Origin of the sequence: Hyphomicrobium sp. MC1, assembly GCF_000253295.1 — a bacterium.
In the GTDB taxonomy this organism is placed as follows: domain Bacteria; phylum Pseudomonadota; class Alphaproteobacteria; order Rhizobiales; family Hyphomicrobiaceae; genus Hyphomicrobium_B.
The window spans coordinates 729,552-745,965 of the sequence record NC_015717.1 but is presented as its reverse complement, the minus strand read 5'-3'; the positions used below and the strand labels follow the sequence as shown (position 1 = coordinate 745,965).

Here is a 16,414-nt window from a genome sequence, read left to right as displayed (position 1 = left end):
TTGAAGATGCACGGCGACGATGCAAAACAAACCTACCTGCCGCTCAACACCCTGAAGCCGGTCGCGGAAAACGTGTGGCTCGTAGACGGTCCGCTGATCGGCTTCGCACTTGCTGGCCCGCCTCGGCGGTTGCCTCGCTCCGAACGGCGCCATGCCGCGCGATCTCCGCGCAACGTTTTCGAAGGAAAAAACGGAGTTTCGCAAAGCCATCGAAACGATGATCGGCTGGAACCCAGAACGCATCATCGTGGCGCACGGCCGCTGGTACGAATCCCACGCCGTAAGTGAACTGAAACTCGCCTTCCGCTGGCTCCTGACCTAGGCGCGAAAACGAAGGCTTCAGATACCCTGACCTTCGACTTCTTTCTTCAGTTCGTCGCGCGCCTTTTCGCCGCCCTCGATGTTCGGATGAACTTTGAGGAGCTGATCGTAGACTTCGAGCGCAGCTTTTTTCTCGCCCATCTGCACGAGGATCTTGGCCATGCCGTCAAGCGCCCGGAAATTATTCGGCTCAAGGGCGAGCGCCCGTCTCAGATCACCCAGCGCCGCTGCGTAGTTGTTCATCCGGTATTCGATATAGGCGCGATGGCTCCAGGCCTCCGCATACTGTGGCTCGAGTTCGACGGCCGCATCGAGGAAAGGCAGAGCCTTCTCGTTTTGATTCTGCGCCGAGAACAGCTCACCGCGATCGATCAGCAGATTGACGGTATCGCCGCCCTGCATACGCCAGAGCCGCTCGATGACACCGCTGATCTCGCCCGCCTGACGATGGTCGCCTTCGGTCGCGAGATAGGCGTAGAGATTGTCGAGGGTCTTGGAGACCTGTTCCGGTGTCTGCGGCCACGGCAGGCCCATCAGCCCCGGCGGCCCTTTCTGATGCGCTTGAGCGCCGGGAGACGGCGCCACCGGCGGCGCTTTCTTGACGGCAGGAGGCGGTTGCGGCGCGGGCGCCGGCTCGGCAGGGAACGGCTGGGTCTTCAACAGCTCATCATCGGCGGCAGCGTTTGCCGCCCCGCCCGCGAGGATCAGAAGACCTATAAGAAGGCGCGCAGGAAAAATCATGCCCCGAAATTAATCCGGGGCATGGCATTTGGTCAAAAAGACTCTGGTGAATTCGCCGTAACGTCGCATACGACGCCGGCAGCGCCTCAGCCCTGACGGGCCTTGAAGCGACGGTGAGTCTTGTTAATGACGTAGACCCGGCCTTTACGGCGTACGACGCGATTATCGCGGTGCCGCGAGCGCAGGGACTTCAAAGAGTTTCTAACTTTCATAACGACACCGGTTAAAGCTGGTGGACAGCTGGAGGCTGAACCTCCAACCCCATCGAGACGGGGCGAAGCTGCGGGATGAAGCCTGCGTTTTAGCGATTTTTTGGCCGAGGCCAAGTGCCTTTGTGCGCTTTTATGCGAATTTCGCCGTGGTTTTTCGGCGCTCCCTCCCCCAAATCCTGCTGTTTCTGAACATTTGGGCAACTTTGCCCCATGACGCCCTAGGAGATTTGCTCACTGCGGATAGAAACGCTGACGGGACGGGCTTAGTGCAGGAAGCGCCCAAGACGTCGCCCGAGTTCGTCGATACGGGCAATTTTCCCGGCGCTGAGTAGGCAAATCGCCGTTGCCATCCCATCTCCGCGCCTATTTATGCGGTGCTCCAACTGCTCGCATAGAGACGAGGTGAGAGAAAATGCGCATCAGAATTTTGGTTGCAGGATTGGCAAGCCTGGGGGTTGCTGCAGCGCTGTCGACATATGCGTTCGCCCAGGACGACCAAATCCAGCGGTTGACGACAGACAAAATGGAAAATTTCGAGCTGGGCACCATTGCATGGAAAGATGAGCCGCTGCTCCCCAAAGGCGCAAAAAGTGCGCTCGTCATAGGCGACCCCAGCAAGCCCGGCGTCTTTATGGCCTATCTAAAATTCCCGGCGAACTATGAGATTCCAGCTCACACTCATCCCTTCGCTGAAGTGATCACCGTTCTACAGGGCACCGTTTGGAACGGCATGGGAGAAAAGCTGGATCGCGAGAAGGGCAGCAAGCTCGGCGTCGGCGCTAGCTTCACATTGCCCGCTGGCCACGCACACTATCTGTGGAACCAGGAAGAAACCGTCGTTCTCCTCACCGCGACCGGTCCGTGGAACATCAAATACATCAATCCTGCCGACGATCCGCGCAAATAGGGATCGGCAATCGCCACTCTCGGCGGGTGACAGGCGCCCACTCGCGGCGAAACCGAAATCCTTTCCGGGCTCGGCCGACCTGACGTTGGATTTCGAGGGTATGTTGTATCAGTTGCCGAGGGCCGCCAGTCGGACGAAGGCCTCAGCTTAATTCAACGACGGCTTGTGGATAACGATAGCAGGAAACAGGCCATATCTTCCGCACTGTGAAGGTAGACAACGCTGCATCGATAGCAATGTGTTAAGAAACAACCGGCCACGCCAATCATTGCTGACATATCGGCGCATGAACTCGTTATCGATCAAACGATAACAGTCGTATGAGTAGGTGAAGGGCCAGTGCTGTTCTTCAAACCATCTTCGCAGTTGCGGCTCATCAGGATCACGTTCCGGAACGTGATCGGATGCCCCGGCCACTTCTTCGCCTATACCAAATTTTGAAGCGAGCTTCTCAAGCCGGAATGCAAATCCGGAGTGGAGCCATCTATAGACGATCACCGCGACCCCGCCAGGTTTCAAAACGCGCCACAGTTCCAAGATAGCCGGCCTCTGCAGATGGACGGGCAATTGATAGATGAGGTGATTGCATGTGATCGCATCGATCGAGCCGCTAACGAGAGGAAGCCTCGTTGCGTCCCCTTGGACGTAAATGCCCCTATCGCTGAGCTTTTGTTTGGCTTGCCGCAGACCGGTGATTGAGAGATCAATGCAAATACGCTTCTTGAAATTTTGCCCATAACTGAGAAGTTCTGGATGCGCGATCGGGCCGCTCCCAACGTCGACAATATAGTCGCCACCCTTTTCGAAATATTTGCTCAGCCGGGAAATGCAGTGACTGGTATGCTCGATTTGTACCTGTTTGGCTTCGTTGAGAGCGTCTGTTTCTTTGAATTTGCCATTGGCATTCTGCGCCCACCCGAATGAATCATACCAATCAATGATATTCGATGGGGTTGTCGGCTCATTCACCTGCGGAAGAAGCACTGCGATGTCATCGAAGACGCGATAGCTCCCGACTTCATCGTCCGTGACATACATATCGCCTCGCCGCCGAAGGGGACGGCCAGTTACAGGACACTGAAAAATATTATCCGCGTGCGCCATAATGCCGATGCTAGTGCGGCAAAATGGTAAAAGCCCATTCGGCTAAAGGACGTATACCGACAATCCCCGATGCCCGCCTAAAGCTCACGAAGGCCCGCTTCTTTCGGTCTAAAAGCGCGGATTCTCGTCCTCGACGCTCAAGTCAGATCAATAGACGGGCAATGATGGGAAAGACCGCAGGCGTTCCGGAAAACCAAAGAAACCAGAGGCTTCGATGGTGGGCACTAGAGGGATCGAACCTCTGACCCCTACCATGTCAAGGTAGTGCTCTACCGCTGAGCTAAGTGCCCGGAAGAAACGAGCTTCTAGAGGGTTAGCGATACCCAGGTCAAGCCCCGGAACGCCGCAATTTGACGATTATCGTCGAAAGGCCATTTCAAGCTGCCAGCAAGCGGTCGACTTCCTTCACCAAGTCCTTGAGATGGAAGGGCTTGGAAAGAACACGTGCGTCTTTTGGCGGCTGGTTTTCACTATTGAGCACGACCGCCGCAAAGCCGGTGATGAACATGATCTTGAGATCGGGATCGATTTCGCTGGCGCGCCGCGCCAGTTCGATGCCGTCCATCTTGGGCATGACGATATCCGTCAGCAGCAGCGTGAAGGGCTCGGATTTCAGCCGGTCGTAGGCGTCTTCGCCGTTTTCGAAAGCGACGACATCGTAGTTCGCTTTCTCCAGCGCCTTAACGAGAAAGCCGCGCATGGAGTCGTCATCCTCGGCAAGCAAGATGCGACGGATCGGCAGGCTGGATGGCTTAGCGGTCATGGCTACTCTGAATGTGCGAAAACCCCGGACGAGAAATACCCCATATCTCGTCGTACGCAAACTTGGCCCAACTTAGGTAAACGGAGCATGAAACTGTGGAAAGGATCGCTCGACTTCGTGGCGGAATGCTTATTTACCTGGAAACGGCATTGTCGCGCGTAAGCTATGTGCAATCCGCATCACATTAAAAGTCTTGCATGGACTTCGCGCCGCACCGTTGGCAATGTAGGCCGCTCTGAACAAACATTCTCAAGCCGGGATCTGAACGAGACAACGCCGCACCATGCCCGACGATAGATCCCACGACGTGCCCAGCGCATTTTTCCCGTCCTACGATGTCCTGTCGCCGCGGACACAGGGCGTGCCGTTCGTATTCTCGTCACCGCATTCCGGCCGCCTCTATCCGCCGGAATTTCTAGCCATTTCCAGGCTTGACCCGAAAACGCTACGCCGTTCTGAAGATTGCTTTGTCGACAAGCTGTTCCGCCCCGTAGCGAGCCTTGGCGCGCCGCTCATCAGCGCGCGTTTTCCCCGCGCCTATCTCGATCTCAACCGCGAGCCCTATGAACTCGACCCGGAACTGGTGCTCGAACCGCTGCCCGCCCACGCCAACACGCAGTCGATCCGCGTCGCCGGCGGGCTCGGTACTGTCGCCCGCATCGTTGCCGACGGCGAGGAGATCTACCCCTCGCGGCTGCGCCTCGAAAACGTGTTGGCGCGCATCGAGCAGCTTTATTTTCCCTTCCACGCAGAGCTTTCCCGTCTAGTCACGCAGACACGGGAAAACTTCGGCTATGCCGTCCTAATTGATTGTCATTCGATGCCGTCGACGGCGATGGCGCCCGGCGGCGCCCAGCGCCCCGACATCGTCATCGGCGATCGCTTCGGCGCATCCGCCGATCCGCGCCTCACGCTTCTTATCCGCGACGAATTCCAGCGGCGTGGTTTCAAAGTGCAGTTGAACCGTCCGTATGCCGGCGGCTACATCACCGAGCACCACGGCCGTCCCGGACGAGGCACCCACGCCATCCAGCTCGAAATCAACCGCGGGCTCTATATCAATGAACTGACGTTCCAGGAGAACTCAGGCTATCAGCGCCTGTCTGAAGTTCTGATCGATATCGTATCGACGCTGTTCCGCGAGGTGCCGGGCATTCTCGACTACCGCGCCGCCGCCGAATAAAGGGCGCGCTCCGAGGCATCGGATTCACCATAGAAAAAGGGCCGTCCGAATTCCACGAACGGCCCAAGTCTAGGGAGGAAACGCCCAAGGAGGGCTGCGAAGCGCGAGCGGAGCTCACATATCGCACTGCAAAAATTAAAGGTGCAGCGCATCACCAGCAAATGCGTTTTCCGCAAATCTGGCCATCAAAAAGTGCAAGGCTAAAATTCAGGCATTTCAAGCGCCTAAGCTTGGCGCAACCACTGCGGGCAGGAAAATTCTCAATAAAGAAAGGCCGTCCGAACCCGAACGGCCCAAGTCTAGGGAGGAAACGCCCAAATTGGGCAGCGAAAGCGGTGAAGCGTGTCATCGCACTCGCAGCCATCACGATGAGCCGGTTCGTGGCGCATCGCAATCTAAACGCGTATTGCACTAGCACATTAAAAGGTGGCTGTATCCAGCTCGCCACAACTTACGTTACTAATATGTATCTAGTTCAACCTTGCTCTATAACGGCATAGCAACTGGCGCTATCAGGAGCGTCTGTCAAACAATTGAAATCTCAGGGTGACCGCGTGGCGGAACGTGTGCCGGCGACCGAATTTCAGGCCCTTGTCCGCGTCGCGCAGGAGCTGGCCGATATTTCCGGCTCCGTTATCCTCAAGCATTTTCGTAAACCAATGCCTGTGGAAAACAAGGCGGCTGGCGGAGCTTTCGATCCCGTGACGAAGGCCGACCGGGGCGCCGAGAAAGCGATCGTCCAGGCGCTCTCAACCCGCTTCCCCGACCATGGCATCGTCGGCGAGGAGTTCGGCACGCGTCCCGGCACCAGCTCCTATAAGTGGGTCATCGACCCGATCGACGGCACCCGCGCCTTCATCATGGGCTCCCCGCTTTGGGGTACGCTGATCGGGGTGATGAAGGACGACCAACCGATCTTTGGCTTAGTCGATCAGCCATTTACCGGCGAGCGCTTCTGGTCGGGCGACAAGGCGGCCTACCACAGTCTGCGCGGCGGCCGTCCGGCCCGTATCAAGACGCGCGAATGCACCAAGATCGAAGATGCGATTCTGACCTCGACGCACCCCGACCTGTTTGAGACCCCTGAGCAGTCGGCAGCACTCACGTCCCTCAAATCGAAAGCCCGCCTTACCCGTTACGGCGGCGACTGCTACGGCTATTGCCTGCTCGCGTCCGGCTTCGTCGACGTCATCATCGAATCGGGCCTGAAGCCTTACGACATCGTCGCCATCATCCCGATCATCGAGCGCGCCGGCGGGGTGATCACCACATGGACCGGCGGCGACCCCTCGTCCGGTGGTGACATCATCGCGACCGGCGATCCGCGTCTGCACGAAGACGTGCTGGCCCTGCTCAACAAGATTTAGTTTTATAGGCGACCTTCCGACGGCAACGTTTCGACGCCCATGTAGGCGTCGAAAGCGGCCCAGAACCGCTGCCGGATGGCGTCTGTCTCTTGCAGAATCTCATGCCGCGAACCCGGCATCAGAACGTGGCCGCCGGATTTAAGATCGACGGCAAAATCTTCGATCGCCTGCATCGAAACGACATGATCGGCGCCCGCAGCAAAGAGCATCATCGGCACGCACACGTATTTCGGATAATCGGGTCGCGAAAGCATGGCGCAGCTTCTCAGCGCCGCCCGGAGCCAGCCGACCGTCGGCGACCCGAGCGCCAAGTCAGGCGCAGCCTCAATGATCGATTTCACCCGCGACCAGCGCACGTAATCGCTCGTCAGCCTGTTATTCTCGAACGCCATGAGGTCATTCGGCTGGTCGGTGCCACCGCGAACGTAGGCGGTCGCCAGCCCCAGCATCGACGCCGTCGAAGCATAAGCCTTCGCTAGCGGTCGGCTCGCCCCGAGCATGCGCTCGTGGATGTCGATCATTGGCGACAGCAGAATCATGCGCGAGAACGGGCTCGCTTCGTCCTGCGCCCCGCGCAGCAGAATGTTGCCTCCGAGCGAATGACCAAGCCCGACGAACGGCTCCGGCAGGTTCGGCCGCACGATCTCGTCGATAAATATCGCTAGATCGCGGTCGTATTCGGTGAAGGCGACGACGTGCCCCTTATGCCGGTTCGACAAGACACGCTCGGACCCACCCTGCCCGCGCAAATCGAAGATTGCCACGGCGAAGCCGCGCCGCCTGAGATCGGCAACGACCTCGAAATACTTCTCGATGAACTCGCCTCGCCCCTGCACGATGATAACGGTGCCCCGCACCGGCCCGCGCGTGGCCTCCCAAAGCGCCGCGCGCAGCTTGCGGCGGTCGTAGCCGTCGAAAGCCAATACCTCGGCGCCGCTCGGAACGGGATTGATCGAAAGCGAAACCAGTTTCATCTGCCGCTCTTCATGCTCATGCGCGCAAGGCGAAAATATTGAGGAAGAAACGCGAACCAACGCGATTAACACATGATCTTGGCAGGCAGCCTCTTGAAGCGAATATTCGGCTTCCTACCTTTTTAGTGTGGTTGCCGCAAAGCGGGACCGCACTGGAAAAACCGAGCCAACTGGCCCGTTTTTACATGTCGCTTCTCATGGAGGATATGTCATGCGACACGCTGAATTTGCCCCCTTTTACCGTTCTGCTATCGGTTTCGACCGCCTGTTCCAGGCGCTCGATCGCTCCGTAAGCTTCGATAGCGAATCCACCTACCCGCCTTATAACATCGAACGCACCGGCGAGAACGCCTACCGGATCACGCTCGCTGTTGCTGGCTTCTCCCAGGACGAGCTGAAGATCGAGGTCAAAGAGCAGACCCTTTCGATCGCCGGCGAGAAGGCCGCTGACGCCGAAGGCAAAACCTACCTTCACCGCGGCATTGCCGCCCGCGCGTTCGAGCGCCGCTTCCAGCTTGCCGACCACGTCGATGTGACGGGCGCCAAATTCGAGAACGGCCTCCTGCACGTAGATCTCGTCCGCAACGTTCCGGAGAGCAAGAAGCCCCGGACAATCGCGATCGGCACGGGTGAACCCGTCCACCAGCTCGAAGCCAAAGCGGCTGCGTAACCTCACGTCTCTCGTGTAGCCTGGAACGGCAGCCTTGCTTCGGCAGGGTTGCCGTTTTTTTTGCCTGCCTTCGGGCCTGCACTGACCATAGGAAATTTTGTTGCCCGGTACTCGCTCGGAGCTTGCCGAAAAAGATCATTGCCACGGCTGCGTGTTACCGCTTGTGCCGCAGTGTCAAATCTGTAGAATTTGCTAGATAGGTCAACATTGCTGTCCTTTGTGCGCCGGTGGGTGGGCGTCTGAGAACAGCTCGGACGTTTGCATCGGCCGTAGCGTCGCTTTACGGCTTCCGAGTGGCGGCGTGGGAGAAATAGAAGTGCTCGAATACAGGATATGCGGTTTGCAGGGCCGTGCGATCGGCAGCGGGCTCCATTCCATTAACCACCACGTGTTATCGCGCCCTGACCGAAAACGGCGGCGCTTGGCGTAATATTCTTCGACCGACGAGATTGCGCAAAAGTCGAACAAACAAAGCGGCCCGCACCCGGGCACGTTTCCGAATAACGAAGTTCTGAATTTAGGCCAACGGGCCATACGAGGCGAGAAATGAGCGAAGGATATCTGTCTCCGCTGGAAGACGAAATCGGCACGGGAAGCCGTCCGGCGGCAGCAGGCCTTTTTGATCCGGCTCTTGAGCGCGACGCATGCGGCGTCGGCTTCATTGCGAACCTCAAGGGTCGCAAATCACATAGCATCGTCGAAGGCGCCTTGAAGATCCTCGAAAACCTCGAGCATCGCGGTGCGGTCGGTGCCGACCCGCTTTCCGGCGACGGCGCCGGCATCATGATTCAGATCCCGCATGACTTCCTGGCCGCCGAAACGAAGGCGCTCGGCTTCGATCTTCCGGCACCGGGCGAATACGCTGTCGGCCACATCTTTATGCCGCACGACGAACGTCTTCGCGCGCATTGCGAGCGCGTCTGGGCGCGCTGCCTCAAGGAAGAAGGCCTTGAGCTGATCGGCTGGCGCACGGTCCCGGTTGAAAACGGTTGCTTGTCGGACATGGTGCGCGATGTCGAGCCGGTGCATCGCCACGTCTTCATCCGCCGCCCGGCGAGCATGACCGATCAGGAAGAGTTTGAGCGTCACCTTTATATGGTCCGCAAGGTCGTCTCTAATGCGATCCACGACGCGTATAAGGGCCGCGACATCGGCCACTACACCGTGTCGCTGTCGACGCGCACGCTCGTCTATAAGGGCATGTTCCTGTCCTTCCAGGTGAAGGCCTATTACTCGGACCTGTCCGACCCGCGCCTCGTGTCGGCGCTCGCCCTCGTGCACCAACGCTTCTCGACGAACACGTTCCCGTCGTGGAAGCTCGCGCACCCCTATCGCATGGTTGCGCACAACGGCGAGATCAACACCCTGCGCGGCAACGTCAACTGGATGGCCGCACGCCAGGCATCGGTGTCGTCGCCCCTCTTTGGCGACAAGATCTCGAAGCTCTGGCCGATCTCGTATGAAGGCCAGTCCGATACCGCCTGTTTCGACAACGCGCTCGAATTCCTCGTCATGGGCGGCTACAGCCTTTCGCACGCGGCGATGATGCTGATACCCGAAGCGTGGGCCGGCAATCCGACGATGGATACCAACCGCCGCGCCTTCTACGAATATCATGCCTGCTTGATGGAGCCGTGGGACGGCCCCGCCGCCATGGCCTTCACCGACGGCCGCCAGATCGGCGCGACGCTCGACCGCAACGGTCTGCGTCCGGCCCGCTACCTCGTGACTAAGGACGACACCGTCATCATGTCGTCCGAGTCCGGCGTGCTGCCGGTCGAAGAAGAAAACATCGTCAAGAAGTGGCGCCTGCAGCCCGGCAAGATGCTGCTCATCGACCTCGAAAAGGGTTGCATCATCTCCGACGAAGAGCTGAAGGCCGAGATCGCCGCCAGCCACCCGTATGAGACGTGGCTGAAGCGCACGCAGATCAAGGTCTCCGACCTGCCACTGCCGTCGAAGAGCGCCACCGCCGCGAAGTCGAACGTCGCCCTGCTCGATCTGCAGCAGTCGTTCGGCTACACCCAGGAAAGCATCAAGTTCCTGCTGACGCCGATGGCGGAAAAGGGCGAAGAAGCCACCGGCTCGATGGGCACCGACACGCCGATCTCGGCGCTGTCGTCGAAGTCGAAGCTGCTTCACACCTATTTCAAGCAGAACTTCGCGCAGGTCACGAACCCGCCGATCGACTCGATCCGCGAAGAGCTGGTGATGAGCCTCGTCTCCTTCATCGGCCCGCGCCCGAACATCCTGGATCTGCAAGGCACCTCGAAGCAGAAGCGCCTCGAAGTCGATCAGCCGATCCTGACCAACGAAGACCTGGAGCGCGTCCGCGGCATCGGCGCGGTGAAGGACAACGACTTCGAGTCGATCACCATCGACATCACCTACCCCGCCGATAAGGGCGAAGGCGGCATGGGCCCGGCGCTCGACGGCATCTGCGCCGAAGCGGAAGAGTACGTCCGCGCCAAGGAATTCAACATCATCATCCTGTCCGACCGCCGCGCCGGACCGGACCGCATTGCCATTCCCTCGCTGCTCGCGACGTCGGCCGTGCACCACCACCTGATCAAGCAGGGCTTGCGCACCTCCGTCGGCCTCGTCGTTGAGACCGGCGAAGCTCACGAGATCAACCAGTTCTGCACGCTTGCGGGCTATGGCGCCGAAGCCATCAATCCGTATCTCGCATTCGAAACGCTCTACACCATGATCCCGGAACTCCCCGAGGGGACGACGCCGGAAATGGTCAAGAAGCGCTTCATCAAGGCCATCGGCAAAGCCATCATGAAGGTGATGGCGAAGATGGGCATCTCGACCTACCAGTCCTATTGCGGCGCTCAGATCTTTGATGCCGTCGGCCTGCGGTCGAGCTTCGTCGAACGCTATTTCACCGGCACGCACACTCAGGTCGAAGGCGTCGGCCTGCGCGAGATCGCGCGCGAAACGGTTGAGCGCCACAAGGCGGCGTTCGGCGATATCCCGGTCCTCGCCAACGCGCTCGATGTCGGTGGCGAATACGCTTACCGCGTCCGCGGCGAAGCCCACATGTGGCGTCCGGGAACGGTCGCCGACCTGCAGCATGCTGTCCGCGCAACCGATAATAAGGAAGCGATGAGCGGCCGCATTCCGCAGAAGTTCCGCGACTTCTCGAAGGCGATCAACGACCAGTCCGAACAGCTGATGACGCTTCGCGGCATGTTCCGCCTGCGCTCGGCCGAAAGCTTCGGCCGCAAGCCCATCCCGCTGGAGGACGTCGAACCGGCTGCCGCCATCGTCAAGCGCTTCTCGACCGGCGCGATGAGCTACGGCTCGATCAGCCGCGAAGCCCACACCACGCTTGCCATCGCGATGAACCGCATCGGCGGACGTTCAAATACCGGCGAAGGCGGCGAAGAATCCGACCGCTTCAAGCCGATGCCGAATGGCGATTCCATGCGCTCGGCAATCAAGCAGGTTGCCTCCGGCCGCTTTGGCGTGACGACGGAATACCTCGTCAACTCCGACATGATGCAGATCAAGATGGCCCAGGGTGCGAAGCCCGGCGAAGGCGGTCAGCTGCCCGGCCACAAGATCGACGCGACGATCGCGAAGGTCCGTCACTCGACGCCGGGCGTCACGCTCGTCTCGCCACCGCCGCACCATGACATCTATTCGATCGAAGACTTGGCGCAGCTCATCTACGATCTGAAGAACGTCAACCCGAAGGCTGACGTCTCGGTGAAGCTCGTCTCCGAGGTTGGCGTCGGCACCGTCGCTGCGGGCGTCGCCAAGGCACGCGCCGATCACGTAACGATTTCGGGCTTCGAAGGCGGCACCGGCGCATCGCCCCTGACGTCGATCAAGCACGCGGGCAGCCCGTGGGAAATCGGTCTCGCCGAAACGCATCAGACGCTCGTCGCCAACCTGTTGCGCGGCCGTATCGCCGTGCAAGTTGATGGTGGCGTCCGCACCGGCCGCGACGTCGTCATCGGTGCGCTGCTTGGCGCCGACGAGTTCGGCTTCGCGACCGCCCCGCTCATTGCGGCGGGCTGCATCATGATGCGCAAGTGCCACCTGAACACCTGCCCGGTCGGTGTCGCCACACAAGATCCGGTTCTGCGCGCAAAGTTCTCCGGCAAGCCTGAGCACGTCATCAACTACTTCTTCTTCGTCGCTGAAGAAGTCCGCGAGATCATGGCTCAACTCGGCTTCCGCACCTTCAACGAGATGATTGGTCAAAGCGATCAACTCGATAAGGATCGCGCCATCGAACACTGGAAGGCGCGCGGCCTCGACTTCACGAAGCTGTTCCATAAGCCGCACGCCTCGGCAGGCGTCGCGATTTACAACAGCGAGCGCCAGGACCACGGCCTCGAAAAGGTTCTCGACGTCAAGCTGATCGATCTGGCGAAGCCTGCTCTCGAAGGCAAGAAGCCGGTAAAGGCGGAAGTCGACATCAAGAACGTCAACCGTTCCGCGGGCGCGATGCTCTCGGGCGAGGTTGCGAAGCGCTACGGCCATACCGGACTGCCGGAAGATACCATCTGGATCTCTTTCAAGGGGACCGCGGGCCAGGCATTCGGCGCGTGGGTCGCGCACGGCGTCACGCTCGATCTCATCGGCGAAGGCAACGACTACGTCGGCAAGGGATTGTCGGGCGGCAAGCTGATCGTACGCCCCGATCCCAAGTCGAGCATCGTTCCGGAAGAAAGCATCATCGTCGGCAACACGGTGCTCTACGGCGCCATCACCGGCGAATGCTATTTCCGCGGCGTGGCCGGTGAGCGCTTCGCCGTCCGTAACTCGGGAGCCTACGCCGTCGTTGAAGGCACGGGCGACCACGGCTGCGAATACATGACCGGCGGCGTTGTCGTCGTGCTCGGCCAAACCGGCCGCAACTTCGCGGCCGGCATGTCGGGCGGCATCGCCTATGTCCTCGATGAGGACGGCAATTTCGAAAGTCGTCTCAACAAGGACATGGTGCAGCTCGAAGCCATCACGGCCGATCCGGGTTCGCTGCAGAAACTCGCCCAGCAGGGCGGCGATGTCGCGATTGCGGTCCACAACGTCATGGTCGACATGCGCGAGCAGGACGCCGAGCGTCTGCACACGCTCATTTCACGGCACGCGCATTACACGAATTCGCGCCGCGCTCAGGACATCCTGAAGAACTTCCAGGCCTACCTGCCGAAGTTCAAGAAGGTGATGCCGGTGGAATACCGCCGCGCGCTGACCGAGCTCGCCAAAGCCCGCGAAACCAATCGCGAGGCTGAGCTCGAAGCAGCCAAGCAATAACGATCACACCGGCACATCGCGGATAGACAAGACGAAAGAAGAAACACGAGAATGGGCAAGCCGACTGGTTTTCTGGAAATCGAGCGCGCCGACCGTAAGTATCGCCCGGTCGAAGAGCGCCTGAAGCACTATAAGGAATTCGTCGTTCCGCTGTCGGAGCCTGAAATAAAAAAGCAGGCTGCGCGGTGCATGGATTGCGGCATTCCCTATTGCCACAACGGCTGCCCGGTCAACAATCAGATCCCCGACTGGAACGACCTCGCCTATCGCGGCGACTGGAAGGAAGCCGCCGACAACCTGCACTCGACGAACAACTTCCCGGAAGTGACGGGCCGCATCTGCCCGGCGCCGTGCGAAGCGTCATGCACGTTGAACATTGACGACACTCCGGTCACGATCAAAACCATCGAATGCTCGATCGCGGATCGCGCGTGGGAAGAAGGCTGGGTGCAGCCGCTACCGCCCGAGCAGAAGACGGGCAAGAAGGTTGCGGTCATCGGCTCCGGCCCCGCGGGCCTCGCCGCCGCGCAACAGCTCGCGCGCGCCGGCCATGAGGTCCATGTCTACGAGAAGAACGCTCGTCCCGGTGGCTTGCTCGTTTACGGCATCCCCGACTTCAAAATGGAAAAGGGTGTCATCGCCCGCCGCGTCAAGCAGATGGAAGCCGAAGGCGTAACCTTTCATTGCGGCATCCATGTTGGCCAGGATCTTTCGGCGAAGTATCTGGAATCGAAGCACGACGCCGTGCTGATCGCCATCGGCTCCGAGCAGCCGTTTGACTTCTTCGCCAAGTCGCCGGGCCGCAATCTCGACGGCCTACACTACGCGATGGATTTTCTGCCGCAGCAGAACCGCCGCAACGCCGGTGAACCGCAGAAGCCGAAAACGAAAGAGATTTCGGCGGCGGGCAAGCACGTCATCGTCATCGGCGGCGGCGATACGGGTTCCGACTGCATCGGCACCTCGTTCCGCCAAGGCGCGCTGAGCGTGACGCAGCTCGAAATCATGCCGATGCCGCCGGAGAAGGAAAACAAGGCACTCTCCTGGCCGCACTGGCCGCTGAAGCTGCGCATCTCGACGTCGCAAGCCGAAGGCGCCAAGACCGAATATTCGATCTCGACCACGGGCTTCACCGGCGAAGACGGCAAGGTGAAGAAGCTGAACTATACGCGCGTCAATGCCAACTTGCAGCCGATCAAGGGCACCGAGGGTGCGCTCGACGCCGATCTTGTGCTGTTCGCGATGGGCTTCTCGGGTCCCGTCGAATCCGACATCGTCAAGGAATTCGGACTTCCCGTTGTGCCACGCGGCCGCTTCAAGGGGCTCGACGCGACGGACCGCGACTACAAGCTCAGCACTTCGCCGAAACTGTTCTGCGCCGGTGACATCCGTCGCGGACAATCGCTCGTCGTCTGGGCGATCCGCGAAGGCCGCCAGGCTGCGCACGCCATCGACAAGTTCCTGATGGGCTCGACCGTCCTGCCGCGCTGACGCGAGATAAACAACGCGTCAGCCTTCTGCACCAATGAAAACAAGCGTTACCCGCGCGGCTGCTGCATCGCGGGTTTCGCCTCGCTTGTCGTATCGGGTTTCGGCGGCCACGTCAGATCGTCGGCGCGTCCCGGCTTCGGCTGCAGCCGTTCGCCCTTCACGAGCAGGCGGAAGTAGGGCGCTTGCGTCGGCGACAACCGCCCACGATCTCGATTGCCTGACGGCGAGATCGAACTCATCAGCGTCAGCCCCCCCGCGATTTGATCGACCAGCAAATCTCCACGCTGGCCAGACGCCTCGCGCCGCGCCATCAAGGCCACGACCGACGCCGGGATCGCCGGACGAACAATCGGGATTGTCTGCGTCTCGGCCCGGCCATTACCGCTGACGATCTTCAAAATGATTTTGCCGTCGTCCTCCTTCTGATCGCCCGAGGCGTCTGCAGTCGCGGACGCCGGAGTGCCGGTCACGCCATGCGCGCGAACAATAGGCGTCTTCGCACTCGCGTCATTGTTGGCAGCTACAGGCGACGACGGCGCCGGTGTTTTCACGGCATTCCCTGGATTGATCTTCGCCTGCTCGGCATCCGACCCGAGCAGCGGAATGTTCCGGTTCTGCTTCGCCTGGATGAGATCCGGCCGCAGCTCCTTCTCGACGAAATGCGCCAGCTTGCGATTGCCCGCGACGGTGAAGTTCACGCCGTCCCGGAGACGAAGCAATCGGATTGCGCCCTCAAGATCGGGGCCATATGCAGAATAGCCGCCGTTATCGTCGGTGAACCCTTGATATGCGTCGATGTACTTAAAGCCGTTGAGATAGGCCCGCTCGCGGATCACATCGTTGATGCGCTGCGCAAGGTCGTTGGCGTCGGAGCGCGCGAGATTAGGCAGACCGACCCAATAGACCGCCGCGCTGCGCGTCTTGAAGACCCGCATGAGCCGGTCGATCCGACGGGTATATTCAATGAGCCAAGCTTCGCTGCCGATTGGGAGGCGCTTGCCGTCGTCAGTACGGATCGAAATGCGATCGTCCTGTCCGGTCATGACGATGGCGATGTTGAACGGTTGGCTCGCCACCGCCTTTTCCAACGCCGCGACTTTAGCGTCGAAGTTGCGCGACGCGATAGCGGCGAGCGGCGTCACCTGCTTCTGGATGTTTAAACGCACATCGGAATTGAACGCCACTTGCAGGCCGCTCAATAGCCCAGGCGCAAAATCGTCACCGAAAACGCTCACCTGATAGACGTCGTTGTCCGGAAACGGCGTGAGAAACGTTCCGACCTGATCATCGTCGGCAGCCCAAGTATCGGTCGTCCAAGCCAATGGCGCGAGCAAAGCCGCGAGCACAACGGCAAGGGCCGCGCCAAGAAAGCGGAAATGCCGAAGCAAAGGCTTCATGCCGTGAAGT

Annotated in this window: 13 protein-coding genes and 1 tRNA gene; 7 read left to right on the top strand and 7 right to left on the bottom strand. The window is 59.9% G+C overall.

Going from position 1 to position 16,414, the window contains the following annotated elements; genetic code table 11:
* Positions 1-151 precede the first annotated feature (151 nt).
* Positions 152-322 carry a hypothetical protein gene (locus HYPMC_RS03470; protein WP_155831171.1) on the top strand — a complete coding sequence of 57 codons (171 nt, stop codon included), beginning with the start codon at positions 152-154 and terminating at the stop codon, positions 320-322.
* Positions 323-339: 17 nt separating this feature from the next.
* Here HYPMC_RS03470 and HYPMC_RS03465 read toward each other — a convergent pair whose 3' ends face one another.
* Positions 340-1,062 (bottom strand): tetratricopeptide repeat protein, encoded by a 723-nt coding sequence (locus HYPMC_RS03465; RefSeq protein ID WP_013946400.1) that lies wholly within the window; start codon positions 1,060-1,062, stop codon positions 340-342.
* Positions 1,063-1,148: 86 nt separating this feature from the next.
* Entirely contained in the window at positions 1,149-1,274 is a 126-nt protein-coding gene (gene ykgO / locus HYPMC_RS23550) for a type B 50S ribosomal protein L36 (RefSeq protein WP_013216601.1), read from the bottom strand.
* Between the two features lie 412 nt (positions 1,275-1,686).
* On the opposite strand from ykgO, the gene HYPMC_RS03455 reads away from it, so the two are divergent.
* Complete coding sequence (locus HYPMC_RS03455; protein ID WP_013946398.1) at positions 1,687-2,181, top strand: cupin domain-containing protein; 495 nt, start codon at positions 1,687-1,689, stop codon at positions 2,179-2,181.
* Positions 2,182-2,328: 147 nt separating this feature from the next.
* Here the strand turns inward: HYPMC_RS03455 and HYPMC_RS03450 are convergent, their stop codons facing one another.
* From HYPMC_RS03450 to cpdR, 3 genes are all read right to left on the bottom strand, one after another.
* A complete protein-coding gene (locus HYPMC_RS03450; protein ID WP_013946397.1) occupies positions 2,329-3,219 on the bottom strand; it encodes a class I SAM-dependent methyltransferase in 891 nt (296 codons plus the stop codon).
* 281 nt (positions 3,220-3,500) lie between these two features.
* Positions 3,501-3,575, bottom strand: a tRNA-Val gene (locus HYPMC_RS03445).
* An 86-nt stretch (positions 3,576-3,661) separates the two neighbouring features.
* Positions 3,662-4,048 carry a cell cycle two-component system response regulator CpdR gene (gene cpdR / locus HYPMC_RS03440; protein WP_013946396.1) on the bottom strand — a complete coding sequence of 129 codons (387 nt, stop codon included), beginning with the start codon at positions 4,046-4,048 and terminating at the stop codon, positions 3,662-3,664.
* Between the two features lie 283 nt (positions 4,049-4,331).
* On the opposite strand from cpdR, the gene HYPMC_RS03435 reads away from it, so the two are divergent.
* Both HYPMC_RS03435 and hisN read left to right on the top strand, forming a co-directional pair.
* Positions 4,332-5,231, top strand: a complete 900-nt coding sequence (locus tag HYPMC_RS03435) for an N-formylglutamate amidohydrolase (protein WP_013946395.1) — start codon at positions 4,332-4,334, stop codon at positions 5,229-5,231.
* A 554-nt stretch (positions 5,232-5,785) separates the two neighbouring features.
* The gene (gene hisN, locus HYPMC_RS03430; RefSeq protein WP_013946393.1) at positions 5,786-6,598 is read left to right on the top strand and encodes a histidinol-phosphatase; all 813 of its coding nucleotides are present in this window, start codon (positions 5,786-5,788) and stop codon (positions 6,596-6,598) included.
* A gap of 2 nt (positions 6,599-6,600) precedes the next feature.
* Here the strand turns inward: hisN and HYPMC_RS03425 are convergent, their stop codons facing one another.
* The gene (locus tag HYPMC_RS03425) at positions 6,601-7,572 is read right to left on the bottom strand and encodes an alpha/beta fold hydrolase (RefSeq protein WP_013946392.1); all 972 of its coding nucleotides are present in this window, start codon (positions 7,570-7,572) and stop codon (positions 6,601-6,603) included.
* 211 nt (positions 7,573-7,783) lie between these two features.
* Between HYPMC_RS03425 and HYPMC_RS03420 the strand changes: the two genes are divergently transcribed.
* From HYPMC_RS03420 to HYPMC_RS03410, 3 genes are all read left to right on the top strand, one after another.
* Positions 7,784-8,242: an Hsp20 family protein gene (locus HYPMC_RS03420; RefSeq protein ID WP_013946390.1), complete on the top strand. Its 459-nt coding sequence runs from the start codon at positions 7,784-7,786 to the stop codon at positions 8,240-8,242.
* Positions 8,243-8,788: 546 nt separating this feature from the next.
* On the top strand, positions 8,789-13,516 hold the full coding sequence (gltB, locus tag HYPMC_RS03415) for a glutamate synthase large subunit (protein ID WP_013946388.1): 4,728 nt from the start codon (positions 8,789-8,791) through the stop codon (positions 13,514-13,516).
* A gap of 51 nt (positions 13,517-13,567) precedes the next feature.
* Entirely contained in the window at positions 13,568-15,007 is a 1,440-nt protein-coding gene (locus HYPMC_RS03410) for a glutamate synthase subunit beta (RefSeq protein WP_013946387.1), read from the top strand.
* Positions 15,008-15,054: 47 nt separating this feature from the next.
* On the opposite strand, the gene HYPMC_RS03405 is transcribed toward HYPMC_RS03410, so the two are convergent.
* Entirely contained in the window at positions 15,055-16,404 is a 1,350-nt protein-coding gene (locus HYPMC_RS03405) for a DUF459 domain-containing protein (protein ID WP_013946386.1), read from the bottom strand.
* Positions 16,405-16,414 lie beyond the last annotated feature (10 nt).